The sequence below is a fragment of the Pseudorhodoferax soli genome (assembly GCF_003337555.1).
GTDB lineage: Bacteria > Pseudomonadota > Gammaproteobacteria > Burkholderiales > Burkholderiaceae_C > Pseudorhodoferax > Pseudorhodoferax soli.
The window spans coordinates 472093-484214 of sequence record NZ_QPJK01000004.1 but is presented as its reverse complement, the minus strand read 5'-3'; the positions used below and the strand labels follow the sequence as shown (position 1 = coordinate 484214).

At 68.3% G+C, this 12122-nt stretch carries 11 protein-coding genes and 1 pseudogene; 7 read left to right on the top strand and 5 right to left on the bottom strand.

All coding sequences use genetic code 11. The features are described 5' to 3' along the window. Positions 1 to 51 precede the first annotated feature (51 nt). From DES41_RS17020 to DES41_RS17015, 3 genes are all read left to right on the top strand, one after another. Positions 52 to 858, top strand: coding sequence for a sulfite exporter TauE/SafE family protein (locus DES41_RS17020; protein WP_114468833.1), 807 nt, complete (start codon positions 52 to 54; stop codon positions 856 to 858). A gap of 291 nt (positions 859 to 1149) precedes the next feature. After that, positions 1150 to 1788: a double zinc ribbon domain-containing protein gene (locus tag DES41_RS37775; protein WP_147282869.1), complete on the top strand. Its 639-nt coding sequence runs from the start codon at positions 1150 to 1152 to the stop codon at positions 1786 to 1788. A 1-nt stretch (position 1789) separates the two neighbouring features. Continuing rightward, entirely contained in the window at positions 1790 to 2854 is a 1065-nt protein-coding gene (locus DES41_RS17015; protein ID WP_114468832.1) for a TAXI family TRAP transporter solute-binding subunit, read from the top strand. Positions 2855 to 2902: 48 nt separating this feature from the next. Here the strand turns inward: DES41_RS17015 and DES41_RS17010 are convergent, their stop codons facing one another. After that, positions 2903 to 3691 carry an IclR family transcriptional regulator gene (locus DES41_RS17010; protein WP_114468831.1) on the bottom strand — a complete coding sequence of 263 codons (789 nt, stop codon included), beginning with the start codon at positions 3689 to 3691 and terminating at the stop codon, positions 2903 to 2905. A gap of 73 nt (positions 3692 to 3764) precedes the next feature. On the opposite strand from DES41_RS17010, the gene DES41_RS17005 reads away from it, so the two are divergent. From DES41_RS17005 to DES41_RS16990, 4 genes and pseudogenes are all read left to right on the top strand, one after another. Next, the gene (locus DES41_RS17005; protein ID WP_114468830.1) at positions 3765 to 5390 is read left to right on the top strand and encodes a GMC family oxidoreductase; all 1626 of its coding nucleotides are present in this window, start codon (positions 3765 to 3767) and stop codon (positions 5388 to 5390) included. A gap of 70 nt (positions 5391 to 5460) precedes the next feature. Beyond that, positions 5461 to 6579 (top strand): TRAP transporter substrate-binding protein, encoded by a 1119-nt coding sequence (locus DES41_RS17000; RefSeq protein WP_114468829.1) that lies wholly within the window; start codon positions 5461 to 5463, stop codon positions 6577 to 6579. Between the two features lie 51 nt (positions 6580 to 6630). Further along, a complete protein-coding gene (locus tag DES41_RS16995; protein WP_170168198.1) occupies positions 6631 to 7188 on the top strand; it encodes a TRAP transporter small permease subunit in 558 nt (185 codons plus the stop codon). Next, a pseudogene (locus tag DES41_RS16990) lies at positions 7185 to 8497 on the top strand (TRAP transporter large permease). Before DES41_RS16995 ends, DES41_RS16990 begins: the two are co-directional and overlap by 4 nt. 9 nt (positions 8498 to 8506) lie before the next feature. On the opposite strand, the gene DES41_RS16985 reads toward DES41_RS16990, so the two are convergent. The 4 genes from DES41_RS16985 to xsc are packed head-to-tail and all read right to left on the bottom strand — an operon-like array spanning position 8507 to position 12062. Beyond that, a complete protein-coding gene (locus DES41_RS16985) occupies positions 8507 to 9112 on the bottom strand; it encodes a GNAT family N-acetyltransferase (protein ID WP_170168197.1) in 606 nt (201 codons plus the stop codon). Further along, positions 9066 to 9284 carry a DUF7661 family protein gene (locus DES41_RS16980; protein ID WP_114468826.1) on the bottom strand — a complete coding sequence of 73 codons (219 nt, stop codon included), beginning with the start codon at positions 9282 to 9284 and terminating at the stop codon, positions 9066 to 9068. The genes DES41_RS16985 and DES41_RS16980 overlap by 47 nt, the downstream gene beginning before the upstream one ends. Before the next feature lie 8 nt (positions 9285 to 9292). Next, complete coding sequence (locus tag DES41_RS16975) at positions 9293 to 10228, bottom strand: bifunctional enoyl-CoA hydratase/phosphate acetyltransferase (protein WP_342769663.1); 936 nt, start codon at positions 10226 to 10228, stop codon at positions 9293 to 9295. A gap of 16 nt (positions 10229 to 10244) precedes the next feature. After that, entirely contained in the window at positions 10245 to 12062 is a 1818-nt protein-coding gene (gene xsc, locus DES41_RS16970) for a sulfoacetaldehyde acetyltransferase (protein WP_114468824.1), read from the bottom strand. Between the last annotated feature and the right edge of the window lie 60 nt (positions 12063 to 12122).

The window sequence follows — 12122 nt, the reverse complement described above, 5'->3', positions numbered from 1 at the left end:
CGCCGTGGCGGTCCGCCCGCCACCTGCACCCCGTGCACGGCCTGACGGGAGGTGTCGCTCTTGACCGCCACGCTGCTGCTCCCTCCGCTGGCCGGCTGGTCCCTGGTGGCGGCCCTGGCCGTGGTGCTGGGCGCCGGCTTCGTGCGCGGCTTCGCGGGCTTCGGCTTCTCGGCCTTCAGCGTGGCCGGCCTGTCGCTGCTGGTCGCGCCCTCGGCCGTGATCCCTTCCATCTTCCTGCTGGAGATCCTGGCCAGCCTGCACATGCTGCGCGTGGGCCTGCGCGACGCCGACTGGCCCTGGCTGCGCGCGCTGGTGGCCGGGCAGGTGCTGGGCGTGCCGGTCGGCGTGGCCCTGCTCGCCTGGCTGCCCGAGAGCGGGTTGCGCCTGGTGATCGGCGGCTTGCTGGTGGCCGCCGTGCTGGCCCTGCGCAGCGGCGCGCGGCCGGCGCTGGAGCCCACGCCGCGCATGCGCGGCGCGGTCGGCATGGCCTCGGGCGTGGTCAACGGCGTGGCCGCCATCGGCGGCATCGTGGTGGCCGTGCTGCTGAGCGCCACGCGCATGGCGCCGTCCGCGCTGCGCGCGACCATGGTGCTGATGCTGCTGTGCTCCGACGTGCTGGCCCTGGCCTTCGCCGCCATGCTGCCGCGTGCCGCCGATGCGGGCGCGCTGGTGGGCGCCGGCACCTGGCGTTGGGCGCTGTGGCTGGCGCCGGCCATGGTGGCCGGCATCTGGCTCGGCAGCCACGCGTTCGCGCGCGTGTCGCCGGACCAGTTCCGGCGGCGGCTTCTGGATCTGCTGGGTGTGCTGGCCGTGTTGGCGCTGGGGCGGGCAGTCTGGGGTGTGGTCGGCGCGGTGTGATGGTGTGGCCGGGCGTGCGTTCGCCTCGGCCCATGTGTTGAAAAGCGGGTTCCGCGTCGCTTCGGAGTGCTTGCGCCTGCACTCCCGTGGCGGACCTTTGTTTCTCGGGCCGACCAGGGAGGTGTCTTAAGGCACCTCGGGTGGGGGAGGGGGCAAACGATGGCTGCTGTGTCGGCGCGTTGACGTAAGATAAAAATCGGTTCGCCCGCACTCCGATTTACTGGCCCTGATTCACCAAAGTACTGACGCAACTTCGCTGACTGTATGAGGTCACCACCCGAGATGTCGCAGATGCCCAGTCTCCAGTGCCTCTTCTGCCAGCACATCAATCCGGCTGATGCAGACGATTGCCGTCGTTGCGACGGACAGTTGAATTTGCAACCCTGTCGCCGGTGTGGCGCAGTCGACCTGCGAACAGCGACGAACTGCTACAAATGCGGCGCCAAGTTCTCTCTGCCAGTTGCGACGAGACTTGAATTCCCGTTCCCGCCGGCGATCGTCGACAGGGAATCCGCTTACTCCCCATCGACAGACATCGGAGTGGCGCGTTCGGAGGCGGGGCACCTGCCTGCCGGTGTTCTCGACAAGCCGGATACCGGCGCGAAGCCTGAACGTGGCACACCCGCGGCGGTCTTGGCAATATTGCTCCTGCTGATTGCAGGTGCTGCGGCGGCGTATTTTTTTCGTGGGAATGCGGCACCCGCCAATATGGCAGCCGAAACGGACGCCGCTTCCAAACCGGTGGGCCCGGTTCCAAATCCACGTGTGCCGCTGCCAGAAGGCGCCGACGCTGTGCCGGCTGCGCGCCCATTGCCGGCCACCGACGCCGAAGTCAAGAACGGCCCAGACCCATCGGGCGTTGAAAAATGCCCGCCTGCCGTCGCAACGCTGGGGCTGTGCAATCCGGAACCACGACAGGAGAAGCGCTGAAATGAACAACTTCATATGGAGCGTGCTGCTGCTGATGGGAGTGCTCTCCCATCTCCCTGCGCTCGCGGCGGTGGAATACAAAATCGTCACCGCTTCCGAGCGGGGAACCTACATCAAGATCGGGAACGATCTCGCCCAGCTGGTTGCGCCCTCTGCGGACATCAAGCTCGACGCCCTGCCTTCAGCCGGATCGGCAGAAAATGTCCGGCGCTTGCGTTACGACGCGGGCGTCAAACTGGCCTTGGTGCAATCGGACGTCTACCAGGCCTTTCTCGACATTGCCGCTGGCGGAAATGTGGAAGCCCGCGACATGATCCGGCCGTTGCGGGTGGTCATGCCGCTCTATAACGAGGAAATCTATTTCATCGTCCGGGCCGACTCGGAGCTGAACTATATCCACGAGATCCAGAATGCGAAGGTCAATGCCGGCGAGTCAGGAAGCGGAACGGCGCTGACCTCTGCAACGCTCTACCGCCTGATGTTTGGCGGACCCATGCCGCAGGCAGGCACCAGTTACCTCTCCAACGAAGAGGCGCTGAGCAAATTGGTGACCGACAAGACGGTCGACGTGGTTGCCGTTGTCGCCGGCCAGCCTGCCAAGCTGTTCGTCGACATGAAGCCGGAATCGCGCAAGCTGATCAAACTGCTCAAGTTCGACCCCAACCATTCAACCAGCGCAGGGGTTCTCAAGACCTATTTCGCAGCCAGCGTTCTGGCCAAAAATTATCCCAACCTGCTGACAACGGACATCCCGGGATTGGCGGTCAAGGCCTTCCTTGTCACCTACGATTTTCAGCTCAAGGAGACAGAGACCAACCTGCGCAATATGGCGCGCGCGCTGTGCCAGAACTTCTCGACGCTCCAAGAAAAAGGGCACCCGAAGTGGAGAGAGGTGGAGTTGGCGCTTCCGGATCTCGGTCGCGGCTGGTTCTACTACGCTCCGACGACGCGGGAAATCCGCTCCTGTATCGCCGGGAAGGCGAATGTGGCAGTGCCTGTCAAATCGAAACCTGCGAAGGACTGCGCGCAGCAGGAACGGATCCTGGGTCTGTGCAAGCCTGTTTAGCCGCAGCAGTCCTGCCGTCCTGCCCGGGTCCGCTACGCAGCAGCCGCGCTACAGCAGCGTGCGCATCCGCGCCGCGGCCGCGTGCAGGAAGGGCAGCTTCTCGCGCGCCTGCGCCAGCGACATGCGGGCCGTCGGCGCATGCACGGCGATCGCCGCCCTGGGCCGCCCCTGGCTGTCGAGCACCGGCACGGCCACGGCGATCAACCCGGCGATGAACTCGCCACGGTCGTCGGCATGGCCCTGGGCCGCAATCTGCACGCATTCGGCGCGCAGCGCCTGTGCGTCGGTGAGCGTCTCGGGCGTGAGCCGCTCCAGCACCAGCTGGCCGATCAGCGCATCGCGCTCGGCGGCCGGCATCAGCGCCAGGAAGAGCTTGCCGCTGGCGGTGGCATGCAGCGGCACATGCGAGCCGACCTCCAGCGTGAGCCGCAACGGCCAGTGCGCCTCCACGCGGTCCAGGTAGAGCACGCGCATGCCGTCCAGCGTGGTGAAGTTGCAGGTTTCGCCGACCTGCTGCACCAGCCGCGCCAGCACATCGTGGCGCAGCCCGCGCGCAGCGCCATGGTTCAGCGTGTCGAAGGCCAGCTGGCGCAGTGCGGGGCCCACCACGAAGCAGCGTTCGTCCACATCGCGCGCGAGAAAGCCGCCCTCCTGCAGCTGGCCGCAGAGCCGGTGCAGCGTGGGTTTGGGCAGGCCCAGTCGCTCGGCCAACTCGGCCAGCGTGAGCGCATGGCCCGCCCCCGCCACGGCCGCCAGCACACGCAGGCTGCGGGCCGCGGACGAATCGGGCAGTTTCGAGGGGGCTGACGCTTTCACGGGCTTGCTCAGGGTATTCATCAAGAAACGGAACGTTTTATTCCAAGAATAATCGCCTCGACTTCATTTCGGAAGCCAACGTTCCGGAAATCCAATGTCAGAGGTGTTCGATCACATTGTCGTGGGTGCCGGCTCCGCTGGCTGTGTGCTGGCGGCGCGCCTGTCCGAGGACCCGGGCACGCGCGTGCTGCTGCTGGAGGCCGGCCCGCCTGACCGCTCGCCCTGGATCCACCTGCCGATCGGCTATGGCAAGACCATGTGGAGCCCCGAGCTCAACTGGTGCTACCAGACCGACCCGGACCCGAACATGAACGGCCGGCGCATCTACTGGCCGCGCGGCAAGACCTTGGGCGGCAGCAGCTCCATCAACGGCTTGATCTACATCCGCGGCCAGCAGGAGGACTACGACCACTGGGCCGCGCTGGGCAACACCGGCTGGAGCTACGACGAGGTGCTGCCCTACTTCGTGAAGTCCGAGAACAACCAGCGCGGCGCCATCGCGCTGCATGGCGACGCGGGCCCGCTGCGGGTGTCGGACATCGGCGCGCGGCACGAGCTCATCGAGGCCTTCATCGCCGGGGCCGGCGAGATCGGCGTGCCGGCGACGTCCGATTTCAACGGCGCGCGCCAGGAGGGTGCCGGCTACTACCAGCTGACCACGCACCGCGGCCTGCGCGTGAGCGCCGCCAAGGCCTACCTCAAGCCAGCCCGCGGCCGCCCCAACCTGCGCGTGGAGACCGGCGCCTTCGCCTCCGGCGTGCTGCTGGAGGGGCGGCGTGCCGTGGGCGTGCGCTGGCGCCAGGACGGCATCCTGCGCGAGGCACGCTGCCGCGGCGAGGTGCTGCTGGCGGCCGGCGCGCTGCAGTCGCCGCAACTGCTGCAGCTCTCGGGCATCGGCCCGCCCGCGCTGCTGGCCGAACACGGCATTCCCGTGGTGCACGACGCGCCAGGCGTGGGCGAGAACCTGCAGGACCACCTGCAGATCCGGCTGATCTACGAGTGCACCAAGCCCATCACCACCAACGACCAGCTGCGCACCTGGTGGGGCCAGACGCGGCTGGGCCTGCAGTGGCTGCTGGCGCGCAGCGGCCCGCTGGCGGTCGGCATCAACCAGGGCGGCTGCTTTCTGCGCGCCCTGCGCGGGCCCGATGGCCTGCCCGTGGCCACCACGCCCGACATCCAGTTCCACGTGGCCACGCTGTCGGCCGACATGGCCGGCGGCAAGGTGCATCCGTTCTCGGGCTTCACAATGTCGGTGTGCCAGCTGCGGCCCGAGTCGCGCGGGCGCGTGCGCATCCGCTCGGCCGACCCGTTCGAGCCGCCTTCCATGCAGCCCAACTACCTGGCCACCGAACTGGACCGGCGCACGGCCGTGGCCGGCATGCAGGCAGCCCGCGCGATCGCGGCCGCACCTTCGATGCGGCCCTACGTGCGGCGCGAGGTCAAGCCCGGGCCCGATGCCGCCGACGAGGCTGCGCTGCTGGCCTTCTGCCGCGACAACGGCGCCACCATCTTCCACCCCAGCGGCACCTGCCGCATGGGCGTGGACGCGGCCGCCGTGCTCGACCCGCGGCTGCGCGTGCGCGGCATCGCCGCGTTGCGCGTCATCGATTGCTCGGCCATGCCCACGCTGGTGTCGGGCAACACGCATGCACCGGCGGTGATGATGGCCGAGAAGGCGGTGGACATGATCCGGGAGGACGCGCGCAGGCGGCCTTGATGGATGGCGGGGCGCGCCTGCCCGGTGACGGCGCGCGGTTTCTCAACTGGCGACGAGAAGGAGACAGAACATGGCGGAACTCACACGGCGCGGCGCCCTCGGTGGCGCGGCCTCGGCCCTGGCCGCCGCCGGCCTGGCGGCCCCCACGGTGGTCGGCGCACAGAGCGCGGTGCGCATGAAGATCCAGACGGCGGTACCCACCTCCAGCATCTACTTCGACCTCATGAAGAAGCTGGGCGATCGCTGCGACAAGATGTCCGGCGGCAAGATCAAGATGGAGATGCTGCCCGACGGCGCGGTGGTCAACGCCTTCGAGATGCTCGATGCGGTGGACAAGGGCGTGGTGGACGGCGGCTATTCGTGGACGCACTACTGGTCGGGCAAGAACACCGCGGCCGGCCTGTTCTCCAACCCCGCGGCCGGTGCCGGCACCGGCATGGACCAGATCTCGCACGTGGCCTGGCTGCTGCAGGGCGGCGGCATGGCGCTGTACCGGCGCTTCTACGCCGAGGTGCTCAAGCTCAACATCGAGCCGCTCATGGTGCAGCCCATGGGGCCGGATCCGCTGGGCTGGTTCAAGACACCGATCAGCTCGCTGGACGACATGCGCAAGCTCAAGTACCGCGCGCCTCCGGGCCTGGTGGGCGAGATCTTCAAGGAGATGGGCATCAACGCCGTGGCCATGCCGGGCGGCGAGATCGTGCCGGCGGCGCAGCGAGGCGTGATCGACGCGGCCGAGTGGATCGGCCCCGCCGACGACCTGGCGCTGGGCTTTCACACCGTGTTCAAGCACTACTACCTGCAGGGGCTGCACCAGTCCACCGACGTGGGCGAGCTGCTCATCAACAAGCGCGTGTGGGAGAAGCTCGCGCCGGAGCACAAGGCCATCGTCGAGACCGCGGCCCTGGCCTGCATGACCGAGACCTACAGCTACAACGTGCAGCGCAACGCGCAGGCGCTGCAGAAGATCCAGGGCGAGTTCAAGGTGCAGGTGCACGACACGCCCAAGGACATCTTCCCCGCCTTCATCAAGGCCACCAACCTGGTCTACGACCGCGAGGCCGGCAAGAACCCCTTCTTCAAGGAAGTGCTGGAGTCGCAGCGCACCTTCGCCAAGCTCGTCGTGCCGTACTGGAACAAGATCGTCGGCCTGTACTACAACCTGGGCATCGATTCGCCCTACAAGTGAGCAAAGGCGCCGGGCCAACGGCGGCCCTGCGCCATCCCAACGGAGATGCGGATGCAATCGATGGAATCGGGCCTGCTGCGCCTCGCGCGCGCACTCGACCGCGTGGCCATTGTCTCGGGTCACGCCGTGGCCTGGATGATCGTGCCGCTGGTGCTGTCGCTGAGCTACGAGGTCGTGGCGCGCTATGTGTTCAACGCGCCCACGCAATGGGCCTACGACATGACCTTCATGCTGTACGGCAGCTTCTTCATGCTGGGTGCGGCCTACACGCTGCAGCGCAAGGGCCATGTGCGCACCGACAGCTTCTACGCCGACTGGTCGCCGCGGCGCCAGGCCGGGGTGGACCTGGCCGGCTACCTGCTGATGTTCTTCCCCTTCGTGGGGGTGCTGCTGTTCGTGGGCTGGGGCTACTTCTGGAAGGCCTTCGTCACCCACGAGACCTTCGTCAGCAGCTCCTGGCAGCCGATCACCTGGCCGTTCAAGCTGTCGCTGCCGCTGGCCGGCGCGCTGCTGATGCTGCAAGGCGTCAGCGAGTGCCTGAAGTGCCTGCACACGCTGCGCACGGGGGCCTGGCCGGCAGCCGAGGCGCCAGCGGAGATCGCGGTATGAGCGACGAGATCCTGGGCATCGTCGCGCTGCTGGTCCTGTTCGGCGCCATCTTCATCGGCTTTCCGATCTCGTTCACGTTGGGGGCGCTGTCACTGGCCACGGGCTTCATCGCGCTGGGCCCGGTGGTGTTCGACCTGGCCATCCTGCAGACCTTCTCGGTCATGCGCGACACCGTGCTGGCCTCCATCCCGTTCTTCCTGTTCATGGGCTTCCTGCTGGAGCAGTCCGGCCTGATGGAACGGCTGTTCCGCGGCATCCAGCAGCTGCTGGCCGGCGTGCGCGGCTCGCTGTACATCGCCGTGATCGTCACCGCCACGATCTTCGCGGCGGCCACCGGCATCGTCGGCTCGGCCGTCACGCTGCTGGGCGTGATGGCCGGGCCCTCCATGATCAAGAGCGGCTACGACCCCAAGCTCAGCGCCGGTGCCATCACGGCCGGCGGCACGCTGGGCATCCTCATTCCACCGAGCGTGATGCTGATCGTCATGGGCCCGGTCGTCGGCGTGCCGGCCACCGACCTGTTCGCCGCCGCTGTGCTGCCGGGCCTGCTGCTCTCCACGCTGTTCCTGGTCTGGTGCCTGCTGCGCTGCTGGCTCAACCCGGCGCTGGGCCCGGCCTTGCCGCCGGAGCTGCGGCCCGCCTCGCTGGGGCCGGTGGTGAAGGACCTGGCCCTGGGCGTGCTGCCGGTCATCGTGGTCATCATGGCCACGCTGGGCGTGATCCTGCTGGGCATCGCCACGCCCACCGACGCCGGTGCCGTGGGCTGCGCTGCCACCTTCGTGCTGACCGTGGGCTCGGGCCGCATGCGCTGGCCGCAGATCCGCAAGTCCATGCTGCAGACGCTGGAGGTCTCCAGCATGATCCTGTTGCTGGTGTGGCCAGCAACCTGTTCGGCTCGGTGTTCGCGCGGCTCGGCAGCCCGCAGTTCATGGCCGACTGGCTGCTGGGCCTGTCGCTGCCGCCGATGGTCATGCTGGGGCTGATCCTCGGCCTGATCTTCGTGCTGGGCTGGCCGCTGGAATGGGTGCCCATCGTGCTGATCGTGGTGCCCGTCGTGCTGCCCATCGTGCAGGCCGCGGGCATCGACCTGCTGTGGTTCTGCACGCTGGTGGCCGTCACGCTGCAGACGGCCTGGCTGTCGCCACCGGTGGCGTTGTCCGCCTACTTCCTCAAGGGCGTGGTGCCGCAGTGGGAGCTCAAGCACATCTACGCCGGCATGCTGCAGTTCATGGCGCTGCAGGTGCTGGCGGTGGGGATCCTGATGCTGTTCCCGGCGCTGGCGACGTGGTTGCCGCGCGTGACGGGGTGAGGTGGCCCCTCAGCGGCCGCCGCGTCCAGGGCCGATCAGCACCAGGTTTTCGTGGCGCGTCTCGCCCAGCACGAACCAGTCGGTGCCGATCTGCGTGTAGCCCTGGCGTCTGTAGAAGGCCAGGGCGCGGTCGTTGCGCGCGTTGACCATGAGCCAAGGCGCACAGTCTGCGGCGGCGAGCACCTGCGCCTCGACGGCCTGCAACAGCCGTTTGCCGATGCCACTCCCGATGAAGTGCGCCTGCACATAGAGCGTCTGCAACTCCACTGTGGATGGCGCGCCCGCCGGACAGGGCGCCTTGCCGCGGGCCACCGCCATGCCAACGAGCCGTTGGCCGCGCTCTGCCACGAGCACGCTGGTGCGCGGATCTCCGAGCAATGCGGCGTACCTGTCGACGCCGAGCTCCGACAGGACATGGCGGGCGATGTCGTCGCCGATGCCGTCGGTGGCATAGGTGTGCAGCCAGACCTGGGTTGCCAGGACTGCCAGCCGTGCGGCGTCGCCCGGGCCGGCGCTGCGCAAGGCCAGGATGGCATCCGGTTCCGCCGGCAACCCTAGGGGCAGGCGTTCAGCCGAGGCGGTGGACGTCGCCGTTGCTGGGCGTGGCATGCTCATGGGACAGGTCTTCCAGGTACTGCTGCAGTTCTTCTTCCGCGAGCTCATCGGGGACCACGAAGTCGGCGGGCACGCGCTTGCCGTCCAGGTTGGCGGAGAAAGCCCGCCAATGCCGGCCGTCGCCGACGATGTCCACCAGCCTGTCGAAGCTGCTGAAGCGGATGGACTGCATCGCCGCGCTCACCCCGCCGCCAGCACCGCCAGCGCCACCGACGCGATGCGCGCGCCGGCCGAGTCCGCGCGCGAGGTCACCACCACCGGCACGCGCGCGCCCAGCACCAGGCCCGCGCAGTCGCCTCCGCCCACGTAGACGAAGCTCTTGTAGAGCATGTTGCCGGCGTTGAGGTCGGGCAGCAGCAGCAGGTCGGCGTCGCCCGGCACCAGGCCCCCGATTTTCTTGATGCGCGCGGCCTCGGCCGAGAACACGTTGTCGAAGCCGAACGGGCCTTCGACGATGGCGCCCGGCCAGGCGCCGGCGTGCGCCTGCGCGACCAGGGCCTGCGCGTCCAGCGTGGCCGGGATGGCGGCCGTCACGGTCTCCACTGCGGCCACGATGCCGACCTTGGGCCGGGGGTTGCCGAGGCGCTGCAAGAGTCCGACGGCATTGCCGAGGATGTCCTGCTTGGTGCGCAGGTCCGGCGCGATGTTCACCACGCAGTCGGCCATGGCCAGCAGCTTGGGGTAGTGCGGCAGGTCGAACAGGAACACGTGGCTGATGCGGCGCTCGCCACGCAAGCCGTTCTCCTTGTGGACCACGGCGGACATCAGCTCGTCGGTGTGCAGCGAGCCCTTCATGAGCGCGTCGACCTGGCCGTTGCGCGCCAGCCGGGTGGCCTCCAGCGCCGCAGCCGGGCCGGTGTCGGCGGTGTCGACCAGGGCCATGCCGGACAGGTCGACGCCGGCGGCCGCGGCGGCCTGCGCAATGGCCACGCGGGGGCCGATCAGCACCGGCTGGCCGATGCCGCTGGCCGCGATGTGCTGCGCCGCATCGAGCGCCAGCGCGTCGCAGGGGTAGACCAGCCCGATGCGCGGCAGGCGCTCGGCGGCACCGGCCCGCGCCCTCGCGATCAGAGCCGCCAGGCGCGGATGGGTCTCCAGACCGGGCAGCGGCTGCACCGTCCGCCCCCCGGACTCAGACGTAGTCCTTGTACTTGTCCAGGAAGCGCACCGGCTTGGCCAGCGCATCGCGGCGGAACGGGTCGCCCAGTTCGCGCGTGCACATGATCTCGATCACGCAGGTCTTCTTCTCGTTCATCTGCAGGTCGATGGCCTTCTTCAGCGCGGCACCCACCTGGGCCAGGTCGTCCACCACGATGCCTTCGGCGCCCATGCTCTGCGCGATGCCCGCGAAGCTCGGGCTGTCGAGCTCGCCGGCGACGAAGCGGCGGTTGTAGAAATCCACCTGGTTCTTCTTCTCCGCGCCCCACTGGCGGTTGTGGAACACCACGGCCGTGACCGGGATGCCGTGGCGCACGGCCGTCATGATCTCGGTCATGCTCATGGCCCAGGCACCGTCGCCCGCGTAGGCGATGGCCGGGCGGTCCGGGCAGGCCAGCTTGGCGCCGATCATGGTGGGCAGCGAGTAGCCGCAGTTGCCGAAGCTCATGGGCGCGAAGAAGCTGCGCGGCTCCTCGAAGCGCAGGTAGCTGTTCGACACGGCGTTGATGTTGCCGATGTCGGTGGACACCATCGCGCGCGGCGGCATGGCTTTCTCCAGCTCGCGCAGCACCTGGCGCGGGCTCAGGTACTGGCCGCCGTTGAAGGTCTTCTCGCCCTTGGCTTCTTCCACCATGTCCTGGCTGTATTGGTCGCGCTCCTGCGTCCACTCCGTCAGCTCCTTCTCCCAGGCGGCCTTCTCGGCAGCGATCTTCTGGGCGCGCTCGCCCTTGGTGGCGTCGCAGGCGAGGGTCTGGCCGCCGATGCGTGCCAGCAGGGCCTTGGCCACGGCCTTGGCGTCGCCGTGGATGCCCACGTGGATCTTCTTCACCAGGCCCAGGTTGGTGTGGTCGGCCTCGACCTGGATGATCTTGGCGTCCTTGGGCCAGTAGTCCATGCCGTGCTGGGGCAGCGTGCCGAACGGCCCCATGCGCGAGCCCAGCGCGATCACCACGTCGGCCTGGCTGATCAGCTTCATGGCCGCCTTGCTGCCCTGGTAGCCCAGCGGACCGGCCCACAGCGGATGGCTTGCGGGGAAGCTGTCGTTGCGCAGGTAGCCGTTGCACACGGGGGCACCCAGGCGCTCGGCCAGGGCCTTGGTCTCTTCCACCGCATCGCCCAGCACCACGCCGCCGCCGGCCAGGATCACCGGGAATTTCGCGTTCGCCAGCAGCTCGGCTGCAGCCGCCATGCTGTTCTCGCCACCCGAGCCGCGCTCCACGCGCATGGGCTTCGGAATCTCGCACTGGATCTCGCCATAGAAGTAGTCGCGCGGGATGTTCAGCTGCGTGGGCGCCATCTCGCTCATCGCGCGGTCGAAGCAGCGCGCGGTGAACTCGGCCATGCGCTTGGGGTTGGTCACGTGGCCCTGGTACTTGGTGAACTCCTGGAACATCGGCAGCTGGTTGGCTTCCTGGAAGCCGCCCAGGCCCATGCCCATGGTGCCGGTCTCGGGCGTGATCATGACGACAGGGCTGTGCGCCCAGTAGGCTGCGGCGATGGCCGTCACGCAGTTGCTGATGCCCGGGCCGTTCTGGCCGATCACCACGCCATGCTGGCCGCTGGCGCGGGCATAGCCGTCGGCCATGTGGGCCGCGCCCTGCTCGTGCACCACCGGGATCAGCGTGATGCCGGCCGGCGCGAAGATGTCCATCGCGTCCATGAAGGCCGAGCCCATGATGCCGAAGATGTGCCGCACGCCGTTGGCGACCATGGTTTCGACAAAGGCTTCGGAAGGCGTCATCTTCTGCACGCCGGCAACGACGCTGCGGCCGTCGGTGGGGGTCTGGCTCATGGGAGTCTCCGGTAAAGGCGGGTGGGTTGAATCGCCGGCGGATTCTGAAAGCACGGCCGC

Coding starts and splice junctions, on each gene's coding strand:
- DES41_RS16995 (WP_170168198.1), top strand. CDS start 6,631: ATGCAATCGATGGAATCGGGCCTGCTGCGCCTCGCGCGCGCACTCGAC.
- DES41_RS17010 (WP_114468831.1), bottom strand. CDS start 3,691: ATGAATACCCTGAGCAAGCCCGTGAAAGCGTCAGCCCCCTCGAAACTG.
- DES41_RS37775 (WP_147282869.1), top strand. CDS start 1,150: ATGCCCAGTCTCCAGTGCCTCTTCTGCCAGCACATCAATCCGGCTGAT.
- DES41_RS16985 (WP_170168197.1), bottom strand. CDS start 9,112: ATGAGCATGCCACGCCCAGCAACGGCGACGTCCACCGCCTCGGCTGAA.
- DES41_RS17000 (WP_114468829.1), top strand. CDS start 5,461: ATGGCGGAACTCACACGGCGCGGCGCCCTCGGTGGCGCGGCCTCGGCC.
- DES41_RS16980 (WP_114468826.1), bottom strand. CDS start 9,284: ATGCAGTCCATCCGCTTCAGCAGCTTCGACAGGCTGGTGGACATCGTC.
- DES41_RS17015 (WP_114468832.1), top strand. CDS start 1,790: ATGAACAACTTCATATGGAGCGTGCTGCTGCTGATGGGAGTGCTCTCC.
- xsc (WP_114468824.1), bottom strand. CDS start 12,062: ATGAGCCAGACCCCCACCGACGGCCGCAGCGTCGTTGCCGGCGTGCAG.
- DES41_RS17005 (WP_114468830.1), top strand. CDS start 3,765: ATGTCAGAGGTGTTCGATCACATTGTCGTGGGTGCCGGCTCCGCTGGC.